The organism is Rhodococcus sp. RCBS9 (assembly GCF_029457415.1).
Classification (GTDB): domain Bacteria; phylum Actinomycetota; class Actinomycetes; order Mycobacteriales; family Mycobacteriaceae; genus Rhodococcus_F; species Rhodococcus_F qingshengii.
This window is the reverse complement of sequence record NZ_CP120422.1, coordinates 3,316,436-3,342,607: the sequence shown is the minus strand read 5'-3', so window position 1 is coordinate 3,342,607 and position 26,172 is coordinate 3,316,436. Positions and strand designations below refer to the sequence as shown.

27 protein-coding genes are annotated in these 26,172 nt (G+C 63.0%); 4 read left to right on the top strand and 23 right to left on the bottom strand.

The features are described from left to right. Positions 1-325 precede the first annotated feature (325 nt). The 3 genes from P0M12_RS15755 to fadD5 all read left to right on the top strand — a co-directional run bounded on the left by P0M12_RS15755 (position 326) and on the right by fadD5 (position 3,776). Entirely contained in the window at positions 326-1,315 is a 990-nt protein-coding gene (locus P0M12_RS15755) for a nitronate monooxygenase family protein (protein ID WP_064075123.1), read from the top strand. Further along, positions 1,312-2,091, top strand: coding sequence for an enoyl-CoA hydratase (locus P0M12_RS15750; protein ID WP_065456172.1), 780 nt, complete (start codon positions 1,312-1,314; stop codon positions 2,089-2,091). Before P0M12_RS15755 ends, P0M12_RS15750 begins: the two co-directional genes overlap by 4 nt. A 95-nt stretch (positions 2,092-2,186) precedes the next feature. Then, entirely contained in the window at positions 2,187-3,776 is a 1,590-nt protein-coding gene (gene fadD5, locus P0M12_RS15745; RefSeq protein ID WP_003945871.1) for a fatty-acid--CoA ligase FadD5, read from the top strand. Between the two features lie 57 nt (positions 3,777-3,833). Here the strand turns inward: fadD5 and P0M12_RS15740 are convergent, their stop codons facing one another. The 9 genes from P0M12_RS15740 to P0M12_RS15700 form a co-directional block, all read right to left on the bottom strand. After that, positions 3,834-4,313 (bottom strand): nucleoside deaminase, encoded by a 480-nt coding sequence (locus P0M12_RS15740; RefSeq protein ID WP_007726965.1) that lies wholly within the window; start codon positions 4,311-4,313, stop codon positions 3,834-3,836. 77 nt (positions 4,314-4,390) lie between these two features. After that, the gene (locus P0M12_RS15735) at positions 4,391-6,934 is read right to left on the bottom strand and encodes an ATP-dependent Clp protease ATP-binding subunit (RefSeq protein WP_003945604.1); all 2,544 of its coding nucleotides are present in this window, start codon (positions 6,932-6,934) and stop codon (positions 4,391-4,393) included. Between the two features lie 297 nt (positions 6,935-7,231). Next, the gene (locus tag P0M12_RS15730) at positions 7,232-8,089 is read right to left on the bottom strand and encodes an alpha/beta fold hydrolase (protein WP_007726967.1); all 858 of its coding nucleotides are present in this window, start codon (positions 8,087-8,089) and stop codon (positions 7,232-7,234) included. Between the two features lie 38 nt (positions 8,090-8,127). Next, on the bottom strand, positions 8,128-9,024 hold the full coding sequence (locus P0M12_RS15725; protein ID WP_228402257.1) for an alpha/beta fold hydrolase: 897 nt from the start codon (positions 9,022-9,024) through the stop codon (positions 8,128-8,130). A 150-nt stretch (positions 9,025-9,174) separates the two neighbouring features. Continuing rightward, positions 9,175-9,513, bottom strand: a complete 339-nt coding sequence (locus P0M12_RS15720; RefSeq protein ID WP_042923743.1) for an Lsr2 family protein — start codon at positions 9,511-9,513, stop codon at positions 9,175-9,177. Between the two features lie 264 nt (positions 9,514-9,777). Beyond that, positions 9,778-9,930, bottom strand: a complete 153-nt coding sequence (locus tag P0M12_RS15715; protein WP_167398192.1) for a hypothetical protein — start codon at positions 9,928-9,930, stop codon at positions 9,778-9,780. A gap of 225 nt (positions 9,931-10,155) precedes the next feature. After that, on the bottom strand, positions 10,156-11,667 hold the full coding sequence (gene lysS, locus P0M12_RS15710; protein WP_065456175.1) for a lysine--tRNA ligase: 1,512 nt from the start codon (positions 11,665-11,667) through the stop codon (positions 10,156-10,158). A gap of 11 nt (positions 11,668-11,678) precedes the next feature. Beyond that, entirely contained in the window at positions 11,679-12,182 is a 504-nt protein-coding gene (locus tag P0M12_RS15705; protein ID WP_007726982.1) for an anthrone oxygenase family protein, read from the bottom strand. After that, a complete protein-coding gene (locus P0M12_RS15700; protein WP_277376544.1) occupies positions 12,179-13,012 on the bottom strand; it encodes an NAD(P)H-binding protein in 834 nt (277 codons plus the stop codon). Before P0M12_RS15700 ends, P0M12_RS15705 begins: the two co-directional genes overlap by 4 nt. Positions 13,013-13,092: 80 nt before the next feature. Between P0M12_RS15700 and P0M12_RS15695 the strand changes: the two genes are divergently transcribed. Then, on the top strand, positions 13,093-14,052 hold the full coding sequence (locus P0M12_RS15695; protein WP_070161946.1) for an AraC family transcriptional regulator: 960 nt from the start codon (positions 13,093-13,095) through the stop codon (positions 14,050-14,052). 21 nt (positions 14,053-14,073) lie between these two features. Here P0M12_RS15695 and P0M12_RS15690 read toward each other — a convergent pair whose 3' ends face one another. The 14 genes from P0M12_RS15690 to P0M12_RS15625 form a co-directional block, all read right to left on the bottom strand. Continuing rightward, positions 14,074-14,496 (bottom strand): rhodanese-like domain-containing protein, encoded by a 423-nt coding sequence (locus tag P0M12_RS15690; protein WP_003945445.1) that lies wholly within the window; start codon positions 14,494-14,496, stop codon positions 14,074-14,076. After that, positions 14,493-15,011, bottom strand: a complete 519-nt coding sequence (locus P0M12_RS15685; RefSeq protein WP_007726989.1) for a cysteine dioxygenase family protein — start codon at positions 15,009-15,011, stop codon at positions 14,493-14,495. The genes P0M12_RS15690 and P0M12_RS15685 overlap by 4 nt, the downstream gene beginning before the upstream one ends. 261 nt (positions 15,012-15,272) lie before the next feature. Further along, entirely contained in the window at positions 15,273-16,088 is an 816-nt protein-coding gene (locus P0M12_RS15680; protein WP_007726991.1) for a type III pantothenate kinase, read from the bottom strand. Between the two features lie 3 nt (positions 16,089-16,091). Then, the gene (gene panD / locus P0M12_RS15675) at positions 16,092-16,538 is read right to left on the bottom strand and encodes an aspartate 1-decarboxylase (RefSeq protein ID WP_003945761.1); all 447 of its coding nucleotides are present in this window, start codon (positions 16,536-16,538) and stop codon (positions 16,092-16,094) included. Positions 16,539-16,565: 27 nt separating this feature from the next. Beyond that, positions 16,566-17,498, bottom strand: a complete 933-nt coding sequence (gene panC / locus P0M12_RS15670; protein WP_003945953.1) for a pantoate--beta-alanine ligase — start codon at positions 17,496-17,498, stop codon at positions 16,566-16,568. Next, positions 17,491-18,432, bottom strand: coding sequence for a DUF2520 domain-containing protein (locus P0M12_RS15665; RefSeq protein ID WP_003945822.1), 942 nt, complete (start codon positions 18,430-18,432; stop codon positions 17,491-17,493). The genes panC and P0M12_RS15665 overlap by 8 nt, the downstream gene beginning before the upstream one ends. Positions 18,433-18,542: 110 nt before the next feature. Further along, complete coding sequence (locus tag P0M12_RS15660) at positions 18,543-19,664, bottom strand: DUF6779 domain-containing protein (RefSeq protein ID WP_179090775.1); 1,122 nt, start codon at positions 19,662-19,664, stop codon at positions 18,543-18,545. A gap of 68 nt (positions 19,665-19,732) precedes the next feature. Continuing rightward, positions 19,733-20,200 carry a DUF3180 domain-containing protein gene (locus tag P0M12_RS15655; RefSeq protein WP_153213529.1) on the bottom strand — a complete coding sequence of 156 codons (468 nt, stop codon included), beginning with the start codon at positions 20,198-20,200 and terminating at the stop codon, positions 19,733-19,735. Between the two features lie 17 nt (positions 20,201-20,217). Continuing rightward, complete coding sequence (gene folK / locus P0M12_RS15650; RefSeq protein ID WP_003945848.1) at positions 20,218-20,721, bottom strand: 2-amino-4-hydroxy-6-hydroxymethyldihydropteridine diphosphokinase; 504 nt, start codon at positions 20,719-20,721, stop codon at positions 20,218-20,220. After that, the gene (gene folB, locus P0M12_RS15645; RefSeq protein ID WP_042923559.1) at positions 20,718-21,083 is read right to left on the bottom strand and encodes a dihydroneopterin aldolase; all 366 of its coding nucleotides are present in this window, start codon (positions 21,081-21,083) and stop codon (positions 20,718-20,720) included. The genes folK and folB overlap by 4 nt, the downstream gene beginning before the upstream one ends. Before the next feature lies 1 nt (position 21,084). Then, positions 21,085-21,945: a dihydropteroate synthase gene (gene folP / locus P0M12_RS15640; RefSeq protein ID WP_277377922.1), complete on the bottom strand. Its 861-nt coding sequence runs from the start codon at positions 21,943-21,945 to the stop codon at positions 21,085-21,087. Between the two features lie 5 nt (positions 21,946-21,950). Then, positions 21,951-22,568 carry a GTP cyclohydrolase I FolE gene (gene folE, locus P0M12_RS15635; RefSeq protein WP_019746783.1) on the bottom strand — a complete coding sequence of 206 codons (618 nt, stop codon included), beginning with the start codon at positions 22,566-22,568 and terminating at the stop codon, positions 21,951-21,953. Positions 22,569-22,627: 59 nt separating this feature from the next. Further along, positions 22,628-25,192 (bottom strand): ATP-dependent zinc metalloprotease FtsH, encoded by a 2,565-nt coding sequence (gene ftsH, locus P0M12_RS15630; RefSeq protein ID WP_064075117.1) that lies wholly within the window; start codon positions 25,190-25,192, stop codon positions 22,628-22,630. A 267-nt stretch (positions 25,193-25,459) separates the two neighbouring features. Continuing rightward, entirely contained in the window at positions 25,460-26,107 is a 648-nt protein-coding gene (locus P0M12_RS15625; protein ID WP_007727006.1) for a GntR family transcriptional regulator, read from the bottom strand. Positions 26,108-26,172 lie beyond the last annotated feature (65 nt).

The following is a 26,172-nucleotide window of genomic DNA, read 5'->3' as shown; positions in this document are numbered from 1 at the left end:
CCGTTGCTTTCTCTTGCACTGCCTTCGTCCGCTGCACCGCACTTCCACGGGCGCGAGTCCGAACGGATCATGTTAACCGTCGCGAAGGTCGCAATTCGCGCCCGGTACTGCTTCACCCGAAACCCTACAACGCAGTTGTAGCGGCGGACGGATTCCGGAAAAAGAGTCTTGACACCCGCTCTCTCAGCGGTGTTATGTTAGTCACGATTCGCACAACCTCGCACGTAGTCCGCTGGCGGGCTCGTTCCCTGCGGCGTGAAGTTTTCTTCGCCGGCAAGAGGGTTCGATGCCGAATGACCGACCGTAAGAAAGTAGTTGTGAGCAGATGATTCGCACTCGCTTCACCGAAATGTTCGGCGTTGACCATCCCATCGTGCAAGGGGGCATGATGTGGGTGGGACGGGCAGAACTTGTTGCGGCCACGGCAAATTCCGGCGCCCTCGGGTTCTTGACGGGCCTCACTCAACCCACACCGGAAGACCTCGTCAAGGAAATTGCTCGAACCCGCGATCTCACCGACAAGCCTTTCGGCGTCAATCTCACTATTCTGCCGTCGATCACGCCGCCGCCGTACGCCGAATACCGCCAGGCGATCATCGAATCCGGGATCAAGATCGTCGAAACCGCCGGTTCCAATCCGATCGATCATCTTCCGCATTTCAAGGACGCGGGCGTGAAGGTTATCCACAAGTGCACTGCAGTTCGACATGCGGTCAAAGCCGAGAGACTGGGCGTCGACGCCGTCAGCATCGACGGCTTCGAATGCGCCGGGCACCCAGGCGAGGACGACATACCAGGGCTCATTCTGATTCCGGCGGCCACGCAGCAACTCACGATTCCGGTGATCGCTTCAGGCGGAATCGCAGATTCACGTGGACTCGTCGCGGCGCTTGCGCTCGGAGCAGACGGCGTCAACATGGGAACTCGCTTCATGTGTACCGCGGAATCCCCTGTCGCACAATCGGTTAAAGAGCAGATTGTCGCAAACACCGAACGCGACACCAAGCTGATCTTCCGGACGCTTCACAACACCGCGCGCGTAGCCGCGAATGCGATCAGTGCCGAGGTCGTCGACATCGAAGCACGTGGCGACGCGCAGTTCAGCGACATTCAGCATCTGGTAGCCGGAGCCCGCGGACGCAAGGTCTTCGAGGACGGCGACCTCGATGCAGGCATCTGGTCCGCCGGACAGAGCCAAGGATTGATCAACGACATCCCGACCGTCGCAGACATGATCGACCGCATGGTCTCGGAGGCCGAACACCTCATCACCTCACGGCTTTCCGGATTCGTCACGGCTGTGAGCGCGGCATGACCGCCACCGCCGAGACGGGCTTTCGCTCCGAAATCACCGACGGTGTACTGCGATTGACCTTCGACCGCCCGAAGCGGATGAACGCGATCGATCTGCCCACGATGACTGCTTTCGCAGCTGCCCTCCACGACGGCGGCGCAGACCCGGCCGTTCGCACCATCGTCATCACCGGATCCGGTCGAGCGTTCTGCACCGGAGCCGACCTCGCCGCAGCGGCCGCCAACCCCGCAGACCCGAAAGTCGTCATGGATGCGGCGACTTCGCTGATTCGCGCCATCACCAGCGCCCCGGTCCCGGTGATCGCCGCGGTCAACGGTCCGGCCGCCGGCGTCGGCGTGTCCATCGCTCTAGCCGCGGACCTGACGTACGCCGCATCGAGCGCCTATTTCCTCCTCTCCTTCGTCAACATCGGCCTGATGCCCGACGGCGGCGCCAGTGCGTTGGTACCGGCAGCGATCGGACGTGCCCGAGCGGCCGAGATGGCATTGCTGGGCGAGCGAGTTTCCGCCGAGGACGCAGAGCGATTCGGGCTCGTGTCCCGCACCGTCGCCGACGACGCGTTCGACGCACTCGTCGACTCCGTCGTCGATCGCACGTCGAAGGCTCCCCGACGCGCCCTCGAACTCACCAAGCGCGCACTCAATGCGGCGACACTGGACCGCCTCGATGCTGCGTTGGAGCTCGAAAATACCGGCCAGGCAGAACTTCTCACTGGCGAGGACTTCAAAGAAGGCGCGATGGCGATGCTGCAGAAACGCGCGCCCCACTTCAAGTAATCACTGCGAATTTTCGTTAACAAAACCACTGTACGAATCGACGGCTCACTGTAGCCTGAGTCACACAATCACCCACGCATGAGAGGAACCCATCGATGGCCTCCACCGATGCAGTCTCCGAGGCGCAGCGTTCACGCCGCACCAACTGGAACAATCAGATCGCCAGGCATGCGCAGATGATTCCCGATCGCACCGCACTGCGATTCCTGGGCGATTCCATCACCTGGAGCACCCTCGACGCACGCGTCGAGAAGCTGGCGGACGCTCTTGCCCGACGCGGCGTCAGCTTCGGCGACCGCGTGCTCATCCTGATGCTCAACCGCCCCGAATACCTCGAGGTCGTGCTCGCGACCAACGCACTGGGCGCCATCGCTGTTCCGGTGAACTTCCGTCTGACACCACCCGAGGTCGCTTATCTGGTAAACGACTCCGGCTCCAAAGTCATTGTCGCCGAAGGACCGTTGGCTCCGTTGGCCGGAGCTGCGCGAGCCGCGTCCGAGGGTATCGACATCTCCATCACCGTAGGCGCCCCCGCCGAGGGTGACAGCCTGAATTACGAGGACTTGATCAGCGAAGAGGGCGAGTCGCACGCGTTCGTCGACATCCCGGACGACACTCCTGCACTCATCATGTACACCTCGGGAACCACCGGTCGCCCCAAGGGCTCGGTGCTCTCCCACTCCAACCTGTCTTCGCAAGCATTGACCTGTATCAGGGCCTTCCACCTGTTCAATGCCGATTCCATCGGCTTCTGCGCGTCGCCCATGTTCCACATCGCAGCCCTCGGTTCCATAGCGCCGAGCCTGCAACTCGGCACGACCACGGTGATCCATCCGGTCGGCGCATTCGACCCGGGTCAACTACTCGACATTCTCGAAGCCGAGAAGGTCACCAGCTTGTTCCTCGTGCCCGTGCAATGGCAGGCCGTGTGCGCCGTACAGAAGGCGCAACCGCGAGCACTGTCGCTGAAGAACATCTCGTGGGGCGCCGCACCGTCGTCCGACACGATCCTGCGGGCAATGGCCGAAACCTTCCCGGACGCATTCAATGTCGCGGTCTTCGGTCAGACCGAGATGTCGCCCATCACTTGCGTTCTCGACGGCGAGGATGCGATTCGTAAGCTCGGATCCGTCGGTCGGGTCATCCCGACCATCTCGGCCAGGGTCGTCGACGAGAACATGGACGACGTGGCGCCCGGTGAAATCGGTGAAATCGTCTACCGCGGGCCCACGATGATGAGCGAATACTGGAACAACCCCACCGCCACCGCTGACGCCTTCCACGGTGGATGGTTCCACTCCGGCGATCTCGTTCGAGTCGACGACGAAGGCTTCGTCTACGTCGTGGATCGCAAGAAGGACATGATCATCTCCGGCGGAGAGAACATTTACTGCGCGGAGGTGGAAAACGTTCTCTACGAACACGAATTGATCGTCGAAGCCGCCGTCGTCGGTCGCCCCGACGCCAAGTGGGGCGAGGTGCCCGTAGCGATCGTCGCGATGGCGCCAGGTTCAGCCGTGGACCTGACCATCGAGGAGCTGAGCAGCTTCCTCAACGATCGTCTCGCGCGCTACAAGCACCCGAAGGACATCGTCGTCGTGGAAGCACTGCCGCGCAATGCAAGCGGCAAGGTCGTCAAGGGTGAACTGCGAGAGAAGGTTCGAGCGGTCGACGCAGTTTCCTGACTTCACACGCAAACGGGCGGCACCTCCAGCGAGGTGCCGCCCGTTTGTGTGTGCCCGTCAAGCACTCGGCGAATGCAACTTCCGATGCAGTTCTCGCACCAGCGGAACCAACTCCGGCACCGGGCCTTCGACCGGGACGTTCGGCGCAACCTCGTTGACGGACAGAGACTTCACCGGCGCCGGGGACACACCCCACTCCGCGAGCCAGTCGCCGAGTTGAGCCGAAGAGCAGATGTAGACGATCCGTCCGAGGCCCACCCACGCGTGCGCGGCCGAACACATCGCGCAGTGCTCTCCCGAAGTGAACACCGTTGCCGTCGAACGCTCGTCCGGCGTCAGATACTGAGCCGCCCACCGAGCCAGCTCGAACTCGGGGTGGCGAGTGTTGTCGCCGCCCGCGATCCGGTTTCGATCCTCCGCCAGAAATGTTCCGTCGGCCGCTGCCAGGACGGAACCGAAAGGTTCGTCGCCCGCATCCAATGCTTCCGTTGCCAATTCGACGCAACGACGCAGGTGACCCAGTTCGATGTCGTTCATGTGTACGCCCTCTCCCGTGATACACGAAACGGGCGGCACCGGTGAGGTGCCGCCCGTTCGTTACCTACTCTGCTGTACTACTCTGCTGCGCTTTCGCTTTCGCCGGCCTTGGTCAGCTCGATCGGCGGTGCGTCCGGCACGTCGATCGGCTTCTTGGTAGGCGTGAACGTGAACTTCGCGTCCTCGCCCGAGCCTTCGCCGTCCCAGTTCTCGACGTCGACGAGCACGATGTGGCCGGGTCCGATCTCTCCGAAGAGGATCTTCTCGGACATCTGGTCCTCGATCTCGCGCTGGATGGTGCGACGCAGCGGTCGTGCACCCAGTACGGGATCGAATCCGCGCTTGGCCAGAAGCGACTTGGCCTTGTCGGTGACCTCCATGGCCATGTCCTTGTTCTTGAGTGCCGCCTCGACGCGAGCGAGCATCAGGTCGACCATCTGAACGATCTGCTCGTTCGTGAGCTGATGGAAGACGACGATGTCGTCGATACGGTTCAAGAACTCGGGACGGAAGTGCTTCTTCAGCTCGTCGTGAACCTTGAGCTTCATGCGCTCGTAGTTCGACTCCGTGCCCGTTCCCGAGCTGAAGCCCAGGCCGACTGCCTTGGAGATGTCAGACGTACCGAGGTTGGACGTGAAGATCAGCACCGTGTTCTTGAAGTCGACGGTACGTCCCTGACCGTCGGTGAGACGGCCGTCCTCGAGCACCTGCAGGAGGGTGTTGTAGATCTCCTGGTGTGCCTTCTCGATCTCGTCGAACAGGACAACGCTGAACGGCTTGCGGCGCACCTTCTCGGTGAGCTGGCCACCCTCTTCGTATCCGACGTACCCGGGAGGGGCACCGAACAGACGTGAAGCGGTGAAGCGGTCGTGGAACTCGCCCATGTCGATCTGGATCAAGGCGTCGTCGTCGCCGAACAGGAAGTTGGCGAGCGACTTCGCGAGCTCCGTCTTACCGACACCGGACGGGCCGGCGAAGATGAACGAGCCCGAGGGACGCTTGGGATCCTTCAGACCTGCACGCGTACGACGGATCGCCTTCGAGACGGACTTGACCGCCTCTTCCTGGCCGATGATCCGCTTGTGCAGTTCCTCTTCCATGCGGAGCAGACGAGTGGTCTCCTCCTCGGTGAGCTTGAAGACGGGGATACCGGTCCAGTTGCCCAGAACCTCGGCGATCTGCTCGTCGTCGACCTCGGCAATGACGTCCAGGTCGCCCGCACGCCACTGCTTCTCACGCTCAGCGCGCTGAGCAACGAGGGTCTTCTCCTTGTCACGCAGGTTCGCAGCCTTCTCGAAGTCCTGCGCGTCGATCGCGGACTCCTTCTCGCGACGCGCGTCGGCGATGCGATCGTCGAATTCGCGCAGGTCCGGCGGTGCAGTCATCCGACGGATGCGCATTCGCGCGCCCGCCTCGTCGATGAGGTCGATCGCCTTGTCCGGCAAGAAGCGGTCGTTGATGTAGCGGTCGGCCAGCGTCGCCGCTGCCACGAGAGCACCGTCCGTGATGGAGACACGGTGGTGAGCCTCGTAGCGGTCACGAAGACCCTTGAGGATCTCGATGGTGTGCTCGACGGTCGGCTCGCCCACCTGAACGGGCTGGAAACGACGCTCGAGGGCAGCATCCTTCTCGATGTACTTGCGGTACTCGTCGAGCGTGGTGGCACCGATGGTCTGCAGCTCACCGCGAGCAAGCTTGGGCTTGAGGATGGAGGCCGCGTCGATAGCGCCCTCGGCCGCGCCCGCACCCACGAGGGTGTGCAGCTCGTCGATGAACAGGATGATGTCGCCGCGGGTGTTGATCTCCTTGAGAACCTTCTTCAGGCGCTCTTCGAAGTCACCGCGGTAACGGCTGCCGGCCACGAGCGACCCGAGGTCGAGCGTGTACAGCTGCTTGTCCTTGAGGGTCTCGGGGACCTCACCGTTGACGATTGCCTGAGCCAGGCCCTCGACCACAGCGGTCTTACCGACACCGGGTTCACCGATGAGAACCGGGTTGTTCTTGGTACGACGCGAGAGAACCTGCATGACACGCTCGATTTCCTTCGAGCGGCCGATGACCGGGTCCAGCTTGCCTTCGAGGGCAGCTTGCGTCAGGTTGCGACCGAACTGGTCGAGCACGAGCGAGGTGGACGGCGTGCCGGCCTCTCCGCGGGTGCCACCGGTTTCGGTGGGCTCTTTGCCCTGGTAGCCCGACAGCAGCTGGATGACCTGCTGGCGGACGCGGTTGAGATCGGCACCGAGCTTGACCAGAACCTGGGCTGCTACGCCCTCACCCTCACGGATGAGACCGAGCAGGATGTGCTCCGTACCGATGTAGTTGTGTCCGAGCTGCAGCGCTTCGCGCAGACTCAGCTCGAGGACTTTCTTGGCGCGCGGTGTGAAGGGGATGTGACCGGACGGAGCCTGCTGGCCCTGGCCGATGATCTCCTCGACCTGGCTGCGGACTCCCTCGAGGGAGATACCCAACGACTCCAACGACTTGGCTGCGACACCTTCGCCCTCGTGAATGAGGCCGAGAAGGATGTGCTCCGTGCCGATGTAGTTGTGGTTGAGCATCCTGGCTTCTTCTTGAGCCAGGACAACAACGCGCCGCGCGCGATCGGTGAACCTCTCGAACATCGCTCTCCCTCACACTCTCCGGCGGGCAGGTTCGAGACCGGATGTCTCGTCCCTGGTCGCCGCGTTTCGCTCCGGCACTACAGACTGATCGCCTCGCCGGTCAGCGGACTGACGTCCACGAATCGACAAAGGTTGCACGACCCCACTTATTACTCTAGAGGGCGCGAAGTCCACCTGCTGCTCCTCCACCCGATTGGCGGCGGAAGCCGGACTGCTTACCGTTCACAACGTCGCAGCTGAGGGAATCGTTTCCCGGTTCCTGTACGCCTGAAGCGAACAGCGATTTTCGACGCCTGATCAGCCGAATATCGGGAGTACCCGAGCGCACGGCACCTCACGCGGATTCGACGGATCCAGCGCGTTGAGCGTCAGAGTCGCCGTTCGCTGCGACGCCACCAGCGCGATGTGATCCGACAGGTCCTGCTCGCAACCGTCCTGAACAACTATGTTCGACGCGTTCGACGCGGCCAGTATTCCGCTGCTGTACGGAACGACCACTTGATCGAACCGAGTCACGATGTTGGTGTACTCGACGTCATCGGAGTAGACGCCCGCGTCGCGCAGTTCGGTGACGAAGCTGGCGTTGTCGAAATCCGGTCCCCCGACGCCTTCCGGCGGGCCGACCTCCGAGCCGTCCCACAACGGAGCGATGGAGACGATCTTGGAAACGTGCGTGTCACCGCCGAGGAACTTGGCGTAGTAGGCACTGACCGTCGTCCCCTGGGAGTGCCCGATCAGGTCGACCTTCGAGGCACCCGTCGCAGAGAGAACGTCGTCGACGAAGTCCGACAGCTGCCCTGCGCTGTCTCCGAGTGGTGCGAGACCGCCGGCTGCGGAAATCGGCCACGGCTGGTCCGTTCGATTCCCGAAGGTGAGCGCAAAAACGCAGTATCCCTCGTTGGCTAGTACGGGTGCGAGTACGCCCCAATTGGTCTGACGGTTGGCCGCCGTCCCGTGCACCAGGACGACTGGATCAGGATGAGCAGCGGAAGGCGTGCACGAGAAGTCGTTGGTGCCAGGGGCCGATCCGCCCGGGTTGGTCGCTTCGAGGGCGATTCCACTGAGGAAACCGGACGGGACGGGAAGAGGTTCGTTCGCCGACGCAAGAGACGGCGCGGACACGGCCACGGCTCCCGCCACAGCGAGAGCGCCCACGCATGTTCGAATCCCCACCGAAGGCCTCCGCATAGTGATCAACCCACGACGGGCAATACCGAGTTGCACGGTACCGGCCGCTGATGCGCGGGGTCGAGTGCATTGAGAGCAAAAGTCGCGGCGCGCAGCGATGCCGCGATGGCGAGGTGATCGGAGATGTCTTGCTCACAACCGTCCTGGACGACGATGTTGGTGGCGTTCGGCCCAGGCTCCAGCCCATTTGTATACGGCAGCACCAGTTCGTCGTGGCGGGTCGTGATGTTCGTGTAGTGAACACCCGGCGCGTAAACGCCTCCCGCACGGAGATTTTCGATGAACTCCGAGCCTGCCCCCATGTTCAGACATGCCTTGCAGATCGGGAATCCGGCCTGCGCTGCCTCGGATACCCCGAGTTCGCGAAGGCTGCGGCCGACACTTGCCTGCTCGTTTCCGAGCGTTCCCTTCCACAGCGACGCCACCGAGACGATGTTGTCCACTTTGTCGGCACCACCGAGGAACTTCGCGTAGTACCCGTTGATGATGGTGCCCTGGGAATGTCCGATCAGATCTACCGATGTAGCACCCGTGGCATCAAGTACTTGATCGACGAAATTCGACAATTGTGCTGCGCTGGAAGGAATTTCCTGCATTCCACCGATCGCCGACAACGGCCACGGTTGCTCGGGGAAGTTGCCGTACGTCAGCGCGAAGACGCAGTAGCCCTCGTTGGCGAGCAACGGCGCATAGGTGGCCCAGTTGGTCTGCCTGTTTCCACCCGTTCCGTGAACGAGCACAACCGGATTGGGATGTTCGGCAGTCGGTTTACACGAAAAGTCATTGGATCCAGGAGCTGAACCGCCAGGATTTCCCAACTCCTGAGGAACACCGGCAAGGAAGGCATTGGGCACGGGCAACGGAGCCTGAGCCGAAGCCACGGAGGTGAACCCGACGAGCATCAGAGCGGCAAGAACCACGCCCCCGAACAACCTGTTTCTGTGCACGACCGACTCCTCTACGAGAGATGCGAACCGTGCAGACGCTAACAAACTAGAACGCGTTATCAATCCGTTTCGGCAAAATGCGCCCGAATCCATTCGCGATCCATTTCAGACGGCCTTTTCGTAGGCTCGGCGCACCTCGGTGGAAATACGACCGCGGGCCGAAATCTCGAAGCCGGCACCCTTGGCCCATTCGCGGATGGCGGCACTCTGATCGCGGTCGGCAACTGGGCGAGACTTGGCCACCGATCCGTTGGCCGATTTTGCGGAATTCGACTTTCTCGCATGGGGAATCCACTTTTTCAGTGCATCGCGCAGTTCCGCGGCGTGGGCGGCGGTGAGATCGATTTCGTAAGCAACTCCGTCGACGGAAAACTCCACAGTTTCGTCCGCGGGTGATTTTTTGTCCAGATCGTCAACCATCGTGACAACAACCTTTTTCACCACGACCATTCCTCCCCAGATCCTTCGATAAGCAGCGACAATAGCACCTGGACAAACGTCCTGTCTCGGCTCGTCAGGATGATTGGGACTTCTCGCCACCGGGTATGCCGGTCGACTTGTCTTGCGACAAGGACAGTGCCGATACACTCCTCGCGACGCATCGGGGGATGCATCCAGACGGGGGAATCATGACAGACGACGGCTCGAGAAAAGACCTCTACCGAGCGCAATCTTCGCCTCCAAGAACGGCACTCTCGCCAGTATCGCTTACGGCGGACCCACGAATTTCACCATCTCCGGACGCCCTGCGATCCGGTACACCGCAACCGTCACAAATATCCCGGCGGACAACGAATGCGATCCGCCCTCAGCACAATTCGATGTCGTCACCACACCCGGATACTCCACAGCCGAGGTCATGGTCTTCCTTGTCCAGTCGGATCAGGGACTACCTGACGCACTCAACCAGGGCACGATCGACCAAATCATCGCAACAATTCGTAAGTCCGAAACTCGGGCGACCGCGCATGGATGAATCCTTTGCCGCAGGCGAATGTCGTTGGGAACTATCGAATACCTTGGGAGCGCCCCAACTGAAAAAGGTTCAGCCGCAACATGTGCGGCCGAACCTTGATCGAAGTAAAGCTAGCGAGCGGACGGACGAACGATCGGGAAGAGGATCGTCTCGCGAATACCGAGACCAGTCAAAGCCATCAGCAGTCGATCGATTCCCATGCCGGTGCCGGTGGTCGGCGGCATGCCCTGTTCCATCGCGGCGAGGAACTCCTCGTCCAGCACCATCGCTTCGTCGTCGCCTGCCGACGCGAGGCGCGCCTGGTCGACAAAGCGCTCACGCTGGATGACCGGGTCGACCAGTTCGGAGTAGCCGGTCGCCAATTCGAATCCGCGGATGTAGAGGTCCCACTTCTCGGTGACACCCTTCTTGCTGCGGTGATCACGGGTCAGGGGCGACGTCTCGACCGGGAAGTCACGGACGAACGTCGGCCCGTACAGCTGATCGCCGCACTGGTGTTCCCACAACTCCTCGACGAGCTTGCCGTGGCCGTAACCCTTGTCCTTGGGAACCTCGAGGCCGACCTTCTCCGCCAGAGCGAGAAGCTCGTCGACCGTCGTATCCGGCGTGACCTCGGTGCCGATGGCAGCCGACAGCGACGGGTACATCTCGAGAACCTGCCACTCGCCACTGACGTCGTACTCGGAACCGTCGGCGAGGGTGAGGACCTGCGTGCCGAATGCTTCCTGCGCAACTTCCTGGACGAGTTCACGAATCATCTTCGCGGAATCGTCGTACGTGCCGTAGGCCTCGTACGTCTCGAGCATCGCGAACTCGGGCGAGTGAGTGGAGTCGACGCCCTCGTTGCGGAAGTTGCGGTTGATCTCGAAGACCTTCTCGATACCGCCGACGACGCAACGCTTGAGGAACAGTTCCGGCGCGATACGCAGGTACAGGTCGATGTCGAGGGCGTTCGAGTGCGTGACGAACGGGCGAGCTGCCGCGCCGCCGTGCAGCGTCTGCAGCATCGGCGTCTCGACCTCGAGGAAGCCGCGGCTCTCGAGTGCATTGCGCAGCGCACGGACAACTGCGACGCGCTTGCGGGCGTTGTCGCGAGCCTCGGGGCGAACGATCAGATCCGCGTAGCGCTGACGCACCCGGGACTCTTCGCTCATTTCCTTGTGAGCAACCGGCAGGGGGCGCAGCGACTTGGACGCGATCTGCCACGCGTCGGCCATCACGCTGAGCTCGCCGCGACGGGAGCTGATGACCTCACCGTGGATGAAGACGAAGTCGCCGAGGTCGACGTCGGACTTCCAGGCAGCCAGTGCCTCTTCGCCGACGCCGGCGAGGCTGATCATGGCCTGCAGCTGGGTACCGTCGCCTTCCTGCAGAGTCGCGAAGCACAACTTGCCGGTGTTGCGCATGAAGATGACGCGGCCGACGACGCCGACCAGCACGCCAGTCGCCGTGTCCGGCTCGAGTTCCGGGTACTCCGCGCGGATCTGCGCGAGCGTGTGGGTGCGATCGACCGAAACCGGGTACGCCTCCTGCCCCTGCGCGAGGATCCGTTCACGCTTCTCGCGCCGGATACGGAGCTGCTCGGGGGTGTCGTCGACTGGCTGGGCTTCTACATCACTCACGGGGTACAAGACTACTGGGCCGTGTCCACCGCGTTTGTTGCTGGTAGCACCGCGGCCACCGCGAGCACGATTCCCGACAGTAGGTACAGCCCGACCCGAACGTGATTCCACATAGTCCAACCCGCCTCGTACGACGCCCATGCGGCCGCGTCGGTAGTGCTGACCGAGGCAAACGCGTCGTTGCGAGGGACGTGGTAGATCGCGGTCACCGCGAAGGACGCGAGCACCCCGACGCAACCGACGACAGCAAGGACCCAGCCGTCCGGTCTGGAGATCGATGCCCAGATTCCAGCGGCGATCGCGGTGAGCGCCGATCCGACCAGCGGAAGCATCAACGCACTACGCGGCGCTTCGACGTTGATCGCCTGCATCGACGTGATCGCGGTATGTGCATCCACCGACCGCAGGGCGGGCATCACGAAGGAAGAGAAGGCAAACAACGCACCACCGGCAACGAGCGCGCCGAGCGCAGTCACCCCGAGCAACAGCTCCAAGAAGATCTCGGACTTCTTCACGACCAGACCCCCGTTCGGGCAGCCTCGCCGGCAAAAGTGGTGAAATCTCGAGCGGGTCGTTCCAGGACCGCTTCGACGACGCCGGTCACACTTTGATTTCGTCCGTCGAGAACCTCGGCAAACAGGTACCTGAGTAACTCCACGACGTCACTCGGGACGCCGACCTCCGCCATGCCGTCGGAAAACTGTTTGAGTCCAATTCTTTCGAATGTCACGAGACGACCCGACGCCGTCGAAATCGCATCCACCGCCGCCGCGAAAGTGAGCAACTCCGGACCTGTCACCTCGAGAACTCGGCCGAGGAGGTCGGTTCGAGTCAATGCGGCCACCGCCACGTCGGCGAGATCGTCGACGTCGATGAACGGCTCCCCCACCTCACCGACCGGAAGTGCCAGGTGGCCTTCCCGAATCGGATCGAGTAGGTACCCCTCACTGAAGTTCTGGGCAAACCAACTGGCCCGCACCACAGCCCATTCCAGACCGCTGTCGGCGAGAACCTGCTCGGCTTTCTGCGCCGCCGGTTCACCGCGCCCGGACAGGAGCACCATGCGACGAACCCCTTCGCGGTACGCAAGCTCCGCGAACTCCTCGATGTGGGCGCTCGATTCCGGAACAACCAGATCTGGCGCATACGTCACATATGCCACGTCGACGCCGGACACTGCTGGCTGCCACATCGTCTGATCGTTCCAGTCGAAACGCGCCCCGGATGTTCTCGATGCGATTCGGGTACGGATTCCCACCGCCGTCAGCCTCTGCACAACGCGCGCACCGGTCTTGCCGGTACCACCGATCACTACTGCCGATTGAATGTCGCTTGTTGTCGTCATGCACTCATTCGACCGCGGAGCGTCAATACGATCCATAGCCGAAGGTCGCAAAAACATACGCCAGCGTCTACCGTCGAAGCATGGATGCATTGTCGATGATGCTGGCCGGATCGCGGGCGGAGGGCGCTTTTCTACTGCGCTCGCTGCTCGATCCACCGTGGTCACTACGTATCGAGGACCACGCACCGATCACCGTGCTGGTTCTGGTTCGAGGCAGCGCGGTCGTCGTCTCCGACACCGGACAGACAGAAGATCTCGAGGCCGGCGACGTTGCACTGTTGCGCGGCCCCGATCCGTATACGGTCGCCGATCACCCGGACACACCAGTCCACGTACTGATCGACGAAGCACAGAATTGCGCTGCGGTCGACGGCACAGCACTCGAGGACATGTCGGTTCTCGGCGTTCGCACCTGGGGCAACTCGACCAGTGGTCAGACCGTCATGCTCACGGGCACATACCGTTTGGACTCCTATGTCAGCCGTCAGATCCTCGACAGCCTGATACCCGTCGCGGTAGTCCGTCGCAGCATGGAAACCACGCCGATGACGACGCTTCTGGAACAACAAATCGCCGCGGACGGGCCAGGGCAGGAAGTGTTGTTGGACAGGCTCCTCGACCTGGTTCTGATCTCGGCGGTCCGTACGTGGTTCGCGGCGAACCCGGATCGATCGCCGCGTTGGATCAAGGCCTACGAGGATCCCGTCATCGGGCATGCCTTGCGGCTCATACACAATCGGCCGGAGCACCCCTGGACGGTCGCGGCTTTGGCCCAGGAGTCCGGCTGTTCGCGAGCGGCCTTCGCGCGCAGGTTCACCAGCCTCATGGGGATCGGACCGGTTGGCTATCTGACCGAGTGGCGCTTGTCGGTGGCGGCGGATCTGCTCGCAGACCCGGCACGAACGGTGTCGTCGATCGCGCGAGAAGTGGGTTACTCGAGCCCCTTTGCCCTCACAACCGCGTTCACCCGTCATCACGGAATGAGCCCGAAGATGTACCGCCAGACCCGCTGTGCGCCTTTATTAACCGCCCGCGGTTAATAAAGGCGCACAGCAAATACCTCAATGAGCTGACACAGCCGCCAACTCGCGGGAGCAATGACGAACTCCGCTGAGCGCACCGAGCAGGCCGGCGGCCTTGATCGCCTGGTACCCGCCCACGAGATCGGTGGCCTTGTGCAGACCCAACTGCTGCAACGACGCTGCGGCCAGGCTCGAGGTGTAGCCCTCGGAGCAGACGATCACCCACTCGACGTCGTGGTCGGTGGCCAACGCGAGGTGTGCGCTGCTGGTGGGGTCGAGGCGCCATTCGAGCACGTTCCGCTCGATCGCGAGTGCACCGGGAAGAGTTCCCTCGATGGCGCGCTGCGCCTGCGGGCGAATGTCGACGAAGATCGCGCCGCGGTGGAAGGCTTCGGTGAGCTGGAAGACGTACATACGATCGATCTGTGCGCGAGCGTCGTCGAGCATTTGGTCGATGGTCATTTGGTGCCCCCCTCGGGCAGGTCGGTCAGCTCGGTACGGGTGCGGCGAAGTGTCCGGTGATCCGTCACTTCGTAGAAGGACATTGCCGTCAGCGGCGGCGAGTAGGCGTGAACGCTCAGAGTCGGTGCATCAGAGCTGATTTCGATCGGAGCACCGGGAGCATCCGTCGAACGCACGACATCGTGAACCCATCCGAGCGGGAACGAAGCCTGATCGCCGGCGTCGAGCTGGCGTTCCACCAGGGCGTCACCGGCCCAACGGAATTCGGTGAGCGAACCACTGAGGACGGTCAAGGCACCGAACGAGCCTGCGTGGTCGTGCAATTCGGTGTTGCGTTCGGGCACCCAACTGATGAGCCACACATCGACGTCGTCGTCCGCGTGCAAGCGGGTGGACCAACGGTCGAGCGTCGGGAAGGTGTCGGGGATGAGGTGATCGAAACGGCCGTCGAGCACGCCGTTTGCTCCCTCGTCGGTCAGACGCAGCAGATCGGCCGGGCGAAGGCGGGTAGGCAACGACGCACCACTCGGGCGACGTCCGGACGCCCCACGGTTAGCGCTACTACCTGCGGAAACAGCACGGTCAGCAGTAAGAGTCGGGGCCAAAACAGAGAGATCTGCAGAATATGTGGATAGCACGAGCTAGCTCCAAGGAATGTGAATTGGTCAAGGCAGCGGTCAGCCTCGACAACACTCCTGAGCACCCATGCAGCGATTCACGAGCACCATTGTGGCATAACTTTTGCAATCGCGAAACCGCTGGAACGAAACCATCGATCAGGCGACGGGTCGTCGACCGGATCCACGACGCGCCTGATTGCGCTCGAAGACCAACCTCAGCCCCTCGAGGGTGAGGTCCCGTTCGAGGTGATCGATGGTGTCGGACTCGGGAATGATCAGCGGTGCGCTGTCCCCGGTCGCGATCACGGAGACGTCGTCACCACCGAACTCCGGTAGTTCGTCGCGGACGCGGTTGACCAATCCGTCGACGAGGCCCGCAAAGCCGAATACCGCACCGGACTGCATGCATTCGACGGTATTCTTGCCGACCACCGAACGCGGGCGCACCAATTCGACCTTGCGCAGCGCAGCGGACTGCGACGCCAAGGCATCGGTCGAGATCTCGAGTCCGGGCGCGATGCAGCCGCCCAGAAACTCACCCTTGGCGGAAACGACGTCGACACAGGTCGACGTACCGAAGTCCACGACAATGCATGGCCCCTCGTAAAGATGGTGAGCGGCAAGGCTGTTGACGATCCGGTCGGCTCCCACCTCTTTGGGGTTGTCCACCAGCAGTGGCACTCCGGTGCGAATACCCGGTTCGACCACCACATGGGGAACGTGACCCCAGTACCGCTCGAGCATCACACGGATTTCACGCAAGACGGACGGCACTGTCGACAGCGCCGCAACGCCGGTGATCTGATCGACATGAGAACCCAACAGCCCACGGAAGGTCAACGCCAACTCGTCGGCAGTCATCCGAGGATCGGTTCGCATTCGCCAGTCCTGCAACAGCTTCGAATACTCACCAGTCCCGGAGAACAGACCGAGAACGATGTTGGTGTTCCGGACGTCGACCGTGAGCAGCATGGATTACACCAGGCTGGATTCGCGCGAGGCCTCGAGCGTCGACAGCATGCGTGGGGTGATCAGACCCGAACCCTCCGGCGCGTGAGCCGGGTCGGAACCGAGTTCGATCTGCTTGTTGTCGGCATCGACGAAGACTACGCGCGGGGAGTACTCCTTGACTTCCTGCTCGTTCATCACGCCGTAGGCGATGAGGATGACCAGGTCGCCTGGCTTGACCAGATGCGCTGCCGCACCATTGATTCCGATGACACCGGTTCCGCGCTCGCCGGCAATGACATACGTCTCGAGACGCGCACCGTTGTCGATGTCGACGATGCACACCTGTTCGCCTTCGAGGAGGTCTGCGGCGTCCATCAGATCCTGGTCGACGGTGACGGAGCCGACGTAATGCAGGTCGGCGTGAGTCACGGTGGCGCGGTGGATCTTCGACTTCATCATCGTGCGAAACATATCCAGGTCCTTACTCGTGAAAAGTGCTCAGTGAGACAGCAGGTCGTCGATGGCGTCGGCGGATGGGTCGGTGTCACGCTCGAGGAAGCCGGTTCCCACCGCGACACCGACGTTGTCGATCAAACGGGTGGTTCCGAGCTTGGCGGCCACCAACAGTCGACCGTCACCTCGCTCGGGCGCGGGGCCCAGATCGACGCCCCGAACCTCGAGGTAGTCGACCTCGATTTCCGGAACAGCTGCCAGAACAGCGCGTGCGGTTTCCAGGATTGCTTCCGCTCCCCCAGCCGCCGCGTGTGCACCGGCGATCAGAGCGGCGGACAGCGCGACCGCTGCCGCGCGCTGGTTCTCGTCGAGGTAGCGATTGCGAGAGGACAACGCGAGACCGTCGAACTCGCGAACCGTCGGAACTCCGATGATCTGTACATCGAAGTTGAGATCCCACACCATCTGACGGATGAGCGTCAGCTGCTGGTAGTCCTTCTCACCGAAGTACGCGTGATTGGGTGCCGCGATCTGCAGCAACTTCGCCACTACCGTCAGCATTCCCGCGAAGTGAGTGGGGCGCGCTCCGCCTTCGAGTTCGCTACCCAACGGGCCCGGCACGATGGTGGTGCGCTGGCCCCGCGGGTACATCGTCTTGGCGCTCGGCGCGAACACCAATTCGACGCCCTCGGCGCGCAACAGGTCGAGATCCGCATCGAGAGTGCGCGGGTACGCGTCCAGATCTTCGCCGGCACCGAACTGGAGCGGGTTCACGAAGATGGAAACGATCACGACGGCGCCGGTGACCTTGGCCTGACGAACCAGTTCGATGTGGCCGGCATGCAGCGCACCCATCGTCGGAACGAGCGCCACCTGACGCCCGACACCTCGCAGTGCCCGCGAGACGCGCCGAAGCTTGTCCGGATCGTGGTGCACCGTCAGTTCGCCGCGCTTGTATCCGCCCTGCAGATCACTCACGACGGTCACCTCCCGTTTCAGTCAAGATGTCGAACAATTCGGTGGGGGCGCCCACCCGCTGGGCCGATCGCAAGGACATCGCCCGATAGCCGGCAGCGAGCTCCGGATCCAGGTCTGTCAGTACGCGCAAATGTGTGTCGACAGCAGCAGCGTCGCCGCGTGCCACCGGGCCGGTCAACGCCGAGGGACCGCGTCGTAGCGCGTTGTCCAAGGCCGCCGACAGCAGCGGCTGCAGGACTCGCTCGGCCACTCCACCCGGATCGCCGTCGACCAACTGCTGACCGAGCAGCTCGTCACCTTGCAACGACGCTCGCAGGGCCTCGACGGCGTCGACCACGAGCGTGACCAGGTGATTACTGCCGTGAGCCAGTGCGGCGTGGTAGAGCGCGCGGTTCTCCTCGCGCACTCGGACGGGCTCGCCGCCGATCTCGAGGACCAGTGACTGCGCGATCGCGTAACCGATGTCGTCGGCAGCGGTGATTCCGAAGCATGCCGACGACAGCCGTGCGGTGTCCTCGTCGTGACCGGTGAACGTCATCGCCGGATGGATAGCCAGGGGTAGTGCGCCCAGTTCGGTGAGTGGAGTCAGGATCGCGATCCCGTTGGCACCGGACGTATGGGCGACGAGCGTGCCCGGCTTGACGGCATGGGTGGCCGCCAGACCTCGAACAAGATCCGCAAGTTGATCGTCAGGAACGGCGAGAATCAGCAACTCGGAACGAGCTGCGACGTCGGCGGCCGGAAGAATTTCGGTATCGGGAAGCCGCTTCACAGCGCGGGCAACCGAAGCGCTGGAGACGGCGGAGCAAGCGCTGACAACATGACCGGCTCGCTCCAATGCGGCACCGACAGCTGTTCCGACCCTGCCTGCGGAGACAATTCCTACCGTCAATCGCGCAGGTGCAGGTCCATTAGTGATCCCGAAGGAAGTCACCGGATTCCTCTCGTTCGTTCCAGTCCCGCTCGGCGGGTACCAGACGTTCTGCGTCCGAGGATATCCTTCGCCCGAACCGTCATGCCATGGCCGGGCGAGTGATCTGCGACTCAGTCCTCTCGGCGACGGCGTCGACCGGAGCCTTCGGACGGGTTGTTCGAACTCAGATTCGCCATGATTTCGGCGACGGTCAATCCGTTGGAATGAGCACCACTGGCGGCATCTTCCGGAGCAGCACGGCGACGACGTCGCGGCTCCGCGTCAGGCTCCGCAGCGGATTCGGGTTCAGCTTCCGCGACAGCTTCGGGAACAACCGCGGGAACAACCTCGGGCACCTCTTCGACGACAGCGTCTTCGATGACGGCATCTTCGATGTTCGGGGCCTGGGCGGGAGCCTTGACTTCAGGCTCGACCGGCGCGACCGGCTCCGAATCCTTCTTCACCGAAACGTCTTTCACCGTTCGTGTCGGCGAGGAACTCACCGGAGAACTCGGTGCTTGGTTCCCGCTCTGGGGCTTCTGCGTCTCTTGTGGCTTCTGCGTCTCTCGAGACTTCTGGGTCGGGATGACGCGCGGCGCCACGAAGCTGCTGTCACGCCACGACGTCTCCGCGAACACGACGGTTGTCTCAGCAGTCACCGGATCGTCGTTGGGCGAAGCCAAGCCGCCGACGTTCGGTGCCGGTTGGCTGGGCCCGCTCTGGCCGGCGCCGGGAACGTACAACCCCGACGGTGCCGGCTGGTACGCGCCGTACGAACTACCGCCAAGTTCCGGCACTCGCGTCGAATCGGTCTTGAGCGCGGTCTGTTCGGGCAGCAGCCCACCTTCGAACAGTGCTTCGAGGTTTCGGCGCAGCGCTACCAATTCGGCGCGCAACCCGGCCAGCTCCTCCGCGTCCGCGGTCACCTCACGTCGCACGCGACCTTCGACGCTCAGTTCGTACTCGCGTCGAGCAGAAATTTCACGTTCGAGCTGCAGTTCGTACACGGTCTGCAGATCGGCAACCTTGGCTTTGTCCAGTGCCGACTCACGCCGATACTTGGTCATGGCGATAGCGCCGAGGGTGGCTGCCCACAGAGCGACGACCAGACCCACCCGAAGAAGCTGAACGCTGTTACTGAAAATCAGAAACAGCGAAGCAATGACAGCAAGTGCCAGAAGAGCAGCAATGATCATCTGGCTCGCGCTGCGCTTGCTTCGGCGCGCAGACTTCGATCGACCAGAATTTGTCATGGTTGCCAGGGTACTTGCCGAGACCGGGGTCGCCACGTACCTCGGTGGGTGATTTGCCGACCAGGCTGTCAGTGCGCAGGCTCGTCAGGTGTATCTTCCGGCGTCTTGCAACAATGTTCGAGCCACAGAGCTGCCGCTACCAGCGCAATTGCGGCGCCCAACCCCACCCACGCGCCCGGCGTGTCGGAGGCTGCAGCCTGCAGAACCGAGCGCTGTGGGATGAGATACACCAGCACTCCGACCCAGACACCGACGGTAGCTGAACCGACCAAAGCGGATGCTTTGGCCAATGCCAGCGCTCGGGCGGCGGTGATCGGATGAAGCTGTCTGAGCCCGTCGCCGACCTGCCGGTTCTTGACGCGTGAACGAATGACAAAAGCGAAGACGGCCTCGGCAACGGCCACGAAGTACAGCGACGCTCCCGCATAAACAGGGATGGGCGGCATCGAACCGTAGAACACGCGAATCAGAATCCAGGTGGCCACGGCCGCCACTGCGGCGAGTACCGCGAGTTCACTGATCCGGGTCGGCTTCAAACCCTTGTCGTTTTCGGTCACCGCGCAAGCACCACATCGGTAGTGCGGACACCTTCGCGCTCGGTGCGATCGAGGCCGTCGAGAATTTGTGCCACCGGCAACTTCTGGCCGTCGACGATCAGCGTCGCGTCAGGCTCGACGTCCAGCCAGGGAACGAGAACGAATGCCCGAAGATGCGCGCGCGGATGCGGAAGTGTGAGCACGGGATCGGAACTGACGACGCCTTCGCAGTCGACTACGTCCACGTCCAGGCTCCGCGGCCCCCACCGCTGTTCGCGCACCCGGTCTGCGGCTTCCTCGAGAGCTTGCGAGCGGCGAAGCCATTCAGCGGCATCGGCTTCGGGATCGTCGACCACCACCACCGCGTTGTAGAAATCCTGCTGCTCGACGCCACCCCACGGCGCGGTCGAATAGACCGGTGAGACAGCAACGACGGCGCTGCCCAACCCGTCGACAACGGACTGTAGGTGAGCCACACTGTCGCCGATGTTGGAACCGATCGACAGAACAGCGCGCGTCATGCCGATCTGGTCCGATGTGCGACGACGGCGACGTCCGCAAAAACCAGCGGAATCGGTGCCGACGGTTTGTGGACAACAACCTCGACGCTCTCGACTCGCGAATCTTTCATGACGTCGTCGGCGATCTCAGCGGCGACGGTCTCGATGAGATCGCGCGACGGGCCGGCGACTACCGCTGCGGCGGCTTCCGCCAACTCGCCGTAGTGCAGGGTCTGCGTCAGGTCGTCCGACGCCGCGGCGGGAGCCAAGTCCATCCATACGGTGATGTCGATGAAGAAGTCCTGACCGTCACGCTTCTCGTGGTCGAACACTCCGTGATTGCCGCGAACCTTCAGTCCGCGCAATTCGATTCGGTCCCCCATGTCAGGCCCTTTCTCGTCCACGGTTCCAGGCGTCGACCACGGCAATGGCGTCGAGCGAAGCTTGTGCGTCGTGCACCCGAACTCCCCAGGCGCCTTCGCGCGCTGCAAGGGCGGAGACCACGGCCGTCGCAGTCTCGCGGCCACCAGGTGGACGCGGATTGCCGTCGGGATCGCTGAGCAGAGACCCGAGGAACCGCTTTCGGGAAGCGCCGACCAGTACCGGGAATCCGGTCGCGTTGAACTCGGGTAGTGCACGCAACAGTGCCCAGTTGTGGTCGGCGTTCTTCGCGAACCCGAGGCCGGGGTCGAGGATGATCGACGACGAATCGACCCCCGCCTTCAACGCCAGATCGACCTGCGACAGCAGTTCGTCACGGACATCGCGGACCACGTCGTCGTAGTGATCGGCGCTGCCACGATGGACGTAGTCACCGGCCGAGCGCCAATGCATGAGGATCCAGGGCACTCCGGCGTCGGCCACAACGGAGGCCATGTTGGGGTCTGCGCGACCACCCGATACGTCGTTGACGATGCCTGCGCCCGCTTCGATCGCGGCGGCGGCGACGGAAGCACGCATCGTGTCGACGCTGACGCGAATTCCGGCTGCCACGAGTTCTTCGATCACCGGGGCAATTCGGTCCGCCTCGAGTTTCGGATCGACGCGGGTGGCTCCGGGGCGCGTCGACTCGCCGCCGACGTCGACGATGTCGACGCCGATGCGTTGCAGTTCGAGTCCGCGAGCGATCGCCGCGTCACGATCGAGAAATTGACCACCGTCGGAAAACGAATCGGCGGTGACGTTCAGAATCCCCATCACGACCATCCGGGCCGGATCGCTGCCTGCAACGGGAGCCGCGGACATCTTGCTCACTTACGCAGGATGAGGTCCAGCGCTTCGGACCGCGAGGCCGCGCTGGATTGCAGGAGCCCACGAACCGCAGACGTGGTCGTGCTGGCTCCGGGCTTGCGGATACCGCGCATCGCCATGCACAGATGCTCGGCTTCGATGACGACGATGGCTCCGCGCGGGTCGAGCTTGCGCATCAAAGCATCCGCGATCTGACTGGTCAGGCGTTCTTGAACCTGCGGACGCTTGGCGTACAGGTCGACGACGCGCGCGAGCTTCGACAAACCGGTGACCTTGCCCGACTTTCCCGGGATGTAGCCAACGTGAGCAACACCGTGGAAGGACACCAGGTGGTGCTCGCACGTCGAGAACATCGGAATGTCTCGCACGAGCACCAACTCCTGGTGACCCTCGTCGAAAGTTGTGTTCAACGCGTCGTCGGGTTCGGAGTACAGACCCGCGAAGATCTCCTTGTACGAGCGCGCAACCCGGGCCGGCGTATCGAGCAGTCCTGGGCGCTCCGGATCTTCACCGACCGCGATCAACAATTCCCGTACGGCAGCCTCTGCCCGCGCCTGATCGAACGGGCGGCCCGTTCCGAGCGACACCAGTTCACTGGCCACATCATTCACCGACAACCGAACTCTCCTCGAGAATTGTTCACAGGTCCCCCGCCGCAGAGCCTAGTGGCGCAAGGTCAGCGAGATCCGTCCGGTCCGTCCCAGCGAACGGTGCTCGGTCCCTCGTCCTCAGCCGAATGGTGCGGCGGAGGAGTTTGCGGCTGTTCCGGTGCGGGGCTCTGCCACTGGTTTTCGCCGGTCGGGTTTCCCCGGTTCGGATCGGCGAAGGGTCCACTGTCCGGGTACTGCACCGGGTAATCGGGCTGCGCGGGGTAACGGCGGCCGGGATGCGGCTGCTCCGGGTACGCCTGCTGCCCCGGGTGCGGCTGGCCGTACTGCCCCTGATCGGGCTGGGGCTGACCGTGTTGGGGCTGACCGTACTGGCCCTGCGACTGGTTCGGCGGGGTCGGATTCTGTCCACCGGTGTACCCACCCGACTGCTGTCCGGGGTACGTCGGCGACGGGTTCTCACGCGGAGGCCAACCCGGTGCCGACCATCCGGCGGGCGCTCCGTAGTCGGGTGTTCCCGGTTGCGGAGTCTGCTGCGGAGCACTCGGCTGCGGGTACGAAGGCTGTGCGTAGCCGTTCGAGGGTCCCTGGTTGCCGTTGTTGGGGAGACCACCGTTGTTGGGGAGACCACCGTTGGGGGCACCGCTGTTGGGTGCACCTGCCTTGACGAGAACAGGTGCGGCAGCGGGCTCCGGCCAGGTTTCGCCGCGCTCGATCGCGAGTTCGCGAGGAGTCTTCACCGGCGGACGATCCGAAGGCGTGCGCCCACCGAAATCGTTGAAAGCCGTGATGCGCGGACGCTTTTCGACGCCGGCAAGGATCTTCTCGAGGTCCTTGCGAGTCAACGTCTCACGCTCGAGCAGTTCGGTAGCGATGAGGTCGAGCGCATCGCGGTACTCGTTGAGGATTGCCCACGCTTCGGTGTGCGCTGCCTCGATGAGGTTGCGCACCTCTTCGTCGATTTCACGGGCGATCTCGTGTGAGTAGTCGGACTGAACGCCCATCGAACGGCCGAGGAACGGATCCCCGCCCTCCTGTCCGTAGCGAACCGCGCCGAGCTTGGCACTCATGCCGTATTCGGTGACCATCGCGCGGGCGATCTTGGTCGCCATGTCGATATCGGACGACGCTCCGGTGGTGGGCTCGTGGAACACCAACTCCTCGGCGGCGCGTCCACCCATTGCCATGACGAGACGAGCGATCATCTCCGAACGCGTCATCAAACCCTTGTCGTCCTCGGGCACGGTCATCGCGTGGCCACCCGTGCGACCGCGAGCGAGGATCGTGACCTTGTAGACCGGCTCGATGTCAGGCATTGCCCAAGCAGCCAGCGTGTGACCGCCCTCGTGGTACGCCGTGATCTTCTTCTCGTGCTCGCTGATGATGCGACTCTTACGCCGCGGTCCACCGACAACACGATCCACCGATTCCTCGAGCGAGGCTTCGGTGATGACGGTTCCGTTTTCGCGTGCGGTGAGCAGCGCAGCCTCGTTGATGACGTTGGCGAGATCAGCACCCGACATTCCGACGGTCCGCTTGGCGAGACCTTCGAGGTCGGCGTTGGGATCGATCGGCTTGCCCTGCGAGTGCACGCGCAGGATCGCGCGGCGACCGGCGAGGTCGGGGGCGCCGACCGGAATCTGGCGATCGAAGCGTCCCGGACGCAGCAGTGCGGGGTCGAGGATGTCGGGGCGGTTGGTTGCGGCGATCAAGATGATGCCGGTGCGATCACCGAAGCCGTCCATCTCGACGAGCAACTGGTTGAGTGTCTGCTCGCGCTCGTCGTGTCCGCCGCCCAGGCCTGCGCCGCGCTGACGACCGACGGCGTCGATCTCGTCGACGAAGATGATGCAGGGGCTGTTCTGCTTGGCCTGCTCGAACATGTCGCGAACACGCGAAGCACCGACACCGACGAACATCTCGACGAAGTCAGAACCGGAGATGGTGAAGAACGGGACGCCGGCTTCGCCTGCGACAGCGCGAGCGAGCAGCGTCTTACCGGTTCCGGGAGGGCCGTACAGCAGCACACCGCGCGGAATCTTGGCGCCGAGCGCCTGGTAGCGAGCCGGGTTCTGCAGGAAGTCCTTGATCTCGTACAGCTCTTCGACAGCCTCGTCCGCACCGGCGACGTCGGCGAACGTGGTTTTCGGCATGTCCTTGGTGAGCTGCTTGGCCTTCGACTTACCGAATCCCATGACTCCGCCGCGACCACCGCCGCCCTGCATCCGGTTCATGACGAAGAAGAAGATGCCGAACAGAATGATCATCGGCAGCACGAACAGAAGGATCGACGTCAGCCAGCTCTCCTGAGTGACCGTCGTGTTGAACTTGTCCGCACCGGCGCCTTCGACCTTGTCGAAGATCTGCTCCGACGCACTCGCGGGGTACTTCGCCAGGATCTGCGTCTTACCGTCGGTGGCGTCGTTGCCGTTCTTGAGCCACAGACGAACCTGCTGCTCACGGTCGTCGATCTGCGCCGACTCAACGTTCTTGGCGTCGAGTTGGGAGATCGCGACCGAGGTGTCGACGGTCTTGAAGTCGCGGGTGTCGTTGCTGAAGTAACTGAAGGCATAGATCACCAACAGCACGACGGCTACGAGTAGCACGTTACGGAACACAGTCTTACGGTTCATACAGGTCGGCCGATGTGGCCGGTCCTTTCGAGAGTGCGGGTCTGCCAGGTCGCCTTCCGGCTGCCAACCGGACACCTGCAGGTTACCGCGATCGGCCCCATCGATGCCCGCCAGCGGCCGTGCCGCTTGGTTGGAACGGTCGTCACTGTGTTCAACGTGCGCATTGCCGATCAGGTTCCCGGGCTACGTCGCAGCACAGTTTCCTGTGAGCGAACATGCTCATAGTGGTTATCGTGCGCTTTTCCGACGCTTTTCCGTCGTTATTCGTCAGGCCGTTTCGGAGAGGATTCCCGCAACAGCGTCAGCGGCGCCCGATTGGTCACCGTCGATGATCCGGTGCGCGAGCTGATCGAGTCGCGCGGACAGTCGCGCCGAGGACTCGGGCACGTCCGCCTGCTTGGCGATGGTGTCGTCGAGATCAGCCAGTAAGCCGCCACCGGCCAGGTGCCTGACGCAGCGCCATGTCTCGGCGAAGTTTCTCGCGGTCCCGTCGTCGGTCAACATCGCGACCCGAAGCGCAGCGTTGGGATTCGACGCCGCCGCCCGAGCCAGGCCGGCCATGATCGCCTCCCTGGCGGCAGTCAGTTCGTCAACGGTTCGGTCCTGTAGCCGCACTCCCGAGTCCGCAGAGCGGCCCGCGTCGGGCGTCGGAGCTTCACGAATCACCGCTCCGTTACCGTGCTGAATTTCGACTCTGCCCCGAATCTCGAGGGCCACGAGCGCTTGAGCCAGCGACGCGCGACTCACGCCGAGTTCGGCAGCCAGGCTGCGTTCGGGAGGAAGCCGATCGCCGGGCGAAAGGCCTTGAGCCTCGATGAAATTCGAAATGTGCTCGGCCAACTGCTCGTACAGGCGCGGACGCTTCAATCGTCCGGGCAGGCCCGAGCGCGAGCCGGGCGATGACGTCGAATTCATGCCTCGGAGTGTACTTGACAAATGGAGCAGTGGCAGAGAGGCTAGGCCAATTCCAAGTGATGCAG

What these genes read in the sequence shown, in the direction of transcription:
- P0M12_RS15715 (WP_167398192.1), bottom strand. Translation starts at nt 9,930, where the DNA reads ATGACCTCGGCTGTGGAGTATCCGGGTGTGGTGACGACATCGAATTGT.
- P0M12_RS15690 (WP_003945445.1), bottom strand. Translation starts at nt 14,496, where the DNA reads ATGACCATCGACCAAATGCTCGACGACGCTCGCGCACAGATCGATCGT.
- folB (WP_042923559.1), bottom strand. Translation starts at nt 21,083, where the DNA reads ATGGGGGACCGAATCGAATTGCGCGGACTGAAGGTTCGCGGCAATCAC.
- P0M12_RS15735 (WP_003945604.1), bottom strand. Translation starts at nt 6,934, where the DNA reads ATGTTCGAGAGGTTCACCGATCGCGCGCGGCGCGTTGTTGTCCTGGCT.
- P0M12_RS15695 (WP_070161946.1), top strand. Translation starts at nt 13,093, where the DNA reads ATGGATGCATTGTCGATGATGCTGGCCGGATCGCGGGCGGAGGGCGCT.
- P0M12_RS15740 (WP_007726965.1), bottom strand. Translation starts at nt 4,313, where the DNA reads ATGAACGACATCGAACTGGGTCACCTGCGTCGTTGCGTCGAATTGGCA.
- P0M12_RS15750 (WP_065456172.1), top strand. Translation starts at nt 1,312, where the DNA reads ATGACCGCCACCGCCGAGACGGGCTTTCGCTCCGAAATCACCGACGGT.
- P0M12_RS15700 (WP_277376544.1), bottom strand. Translation starts at nt 13,012, where the DNA reads ATGACGACAACAAGCGACATTCAATCGGCAGTAGTGATCGGTGGTACC.
- fadD5 (WP_003945871.1), top strand. Translation starts at nt 2,187, where the DNA reads ATGGCCTCCACCGATGCAGTCTCCGAGGCGCAGCGTTCACGCCGCACC.
- P0M12_RS15755 (WP_064075123.1), top strand. Translation starts at nt 326, where the DNA reads ATGATTCGCACTCGCTTCACCGAAATGTTCGGCGTTGACCATCCCATC.
- folK (WP_003945848.1), bottom strand. Translation starts at nt 20,721, where the DNA reads ATGACGCGCGCTGTTCTGTCGATCGGTTCCAACATCGGCGACAGTGTG.
- P0M12_RS15660 (WP_179090775.1), bottom strand. Translation starts at nt 19,664, where the DNA reads ATGACAAATTCTGGTCGATCGAAGTCTGCGCGCCGAAGCAAGCGCAGC.
- P0M12_RS15625 (WP_007727006.1), bottom strand. Translation starts at nt 26,107, where the DNA reads ATGAATTCGACGTCATCGCCCGGCTCGCGCTCGGGCCTGCCCGGACGA.
- folP (WP_277377922.1), bottom strand. Translation starts at nt 21,945, where the DNA reads ATGTCCGCGGCTCCCGTTGCAGGCAGCGATCCGGCCCGGATGGTCGTG.
- P0M12_RS15680 (WP_007726991.1), bottom strand. Translation starts at nt 16,088, where the DNA reads ATGCTGCTCACGGTCGACGTCCGGAACACCAACATCGTTCTCGGTCTG.
- panD (WP_003945761.1), bottom strand. Translation starts at nt 16,538, where the DNA reads ATGTTTCGCACGATGATGAAGTCGAAGATCCACCGCGCCACCGTGACT.
- P0M12_RS15725 (WP_228402257.1), bottom strand. Translation starts at nt 9,024, where the DNA reads ATGCTCGTCGGGTTCACCTCCGTGGCTTCGGCTCAGGCTCCGTTGCCC.
- ftsH (WP_064075117.1), bottom strand. Translation starts at nt 25,192, where the DNA reads ATGAACCGTAAGACTGTGTTCCGTAACGTGCTACTCGTAGCCGTCGTG.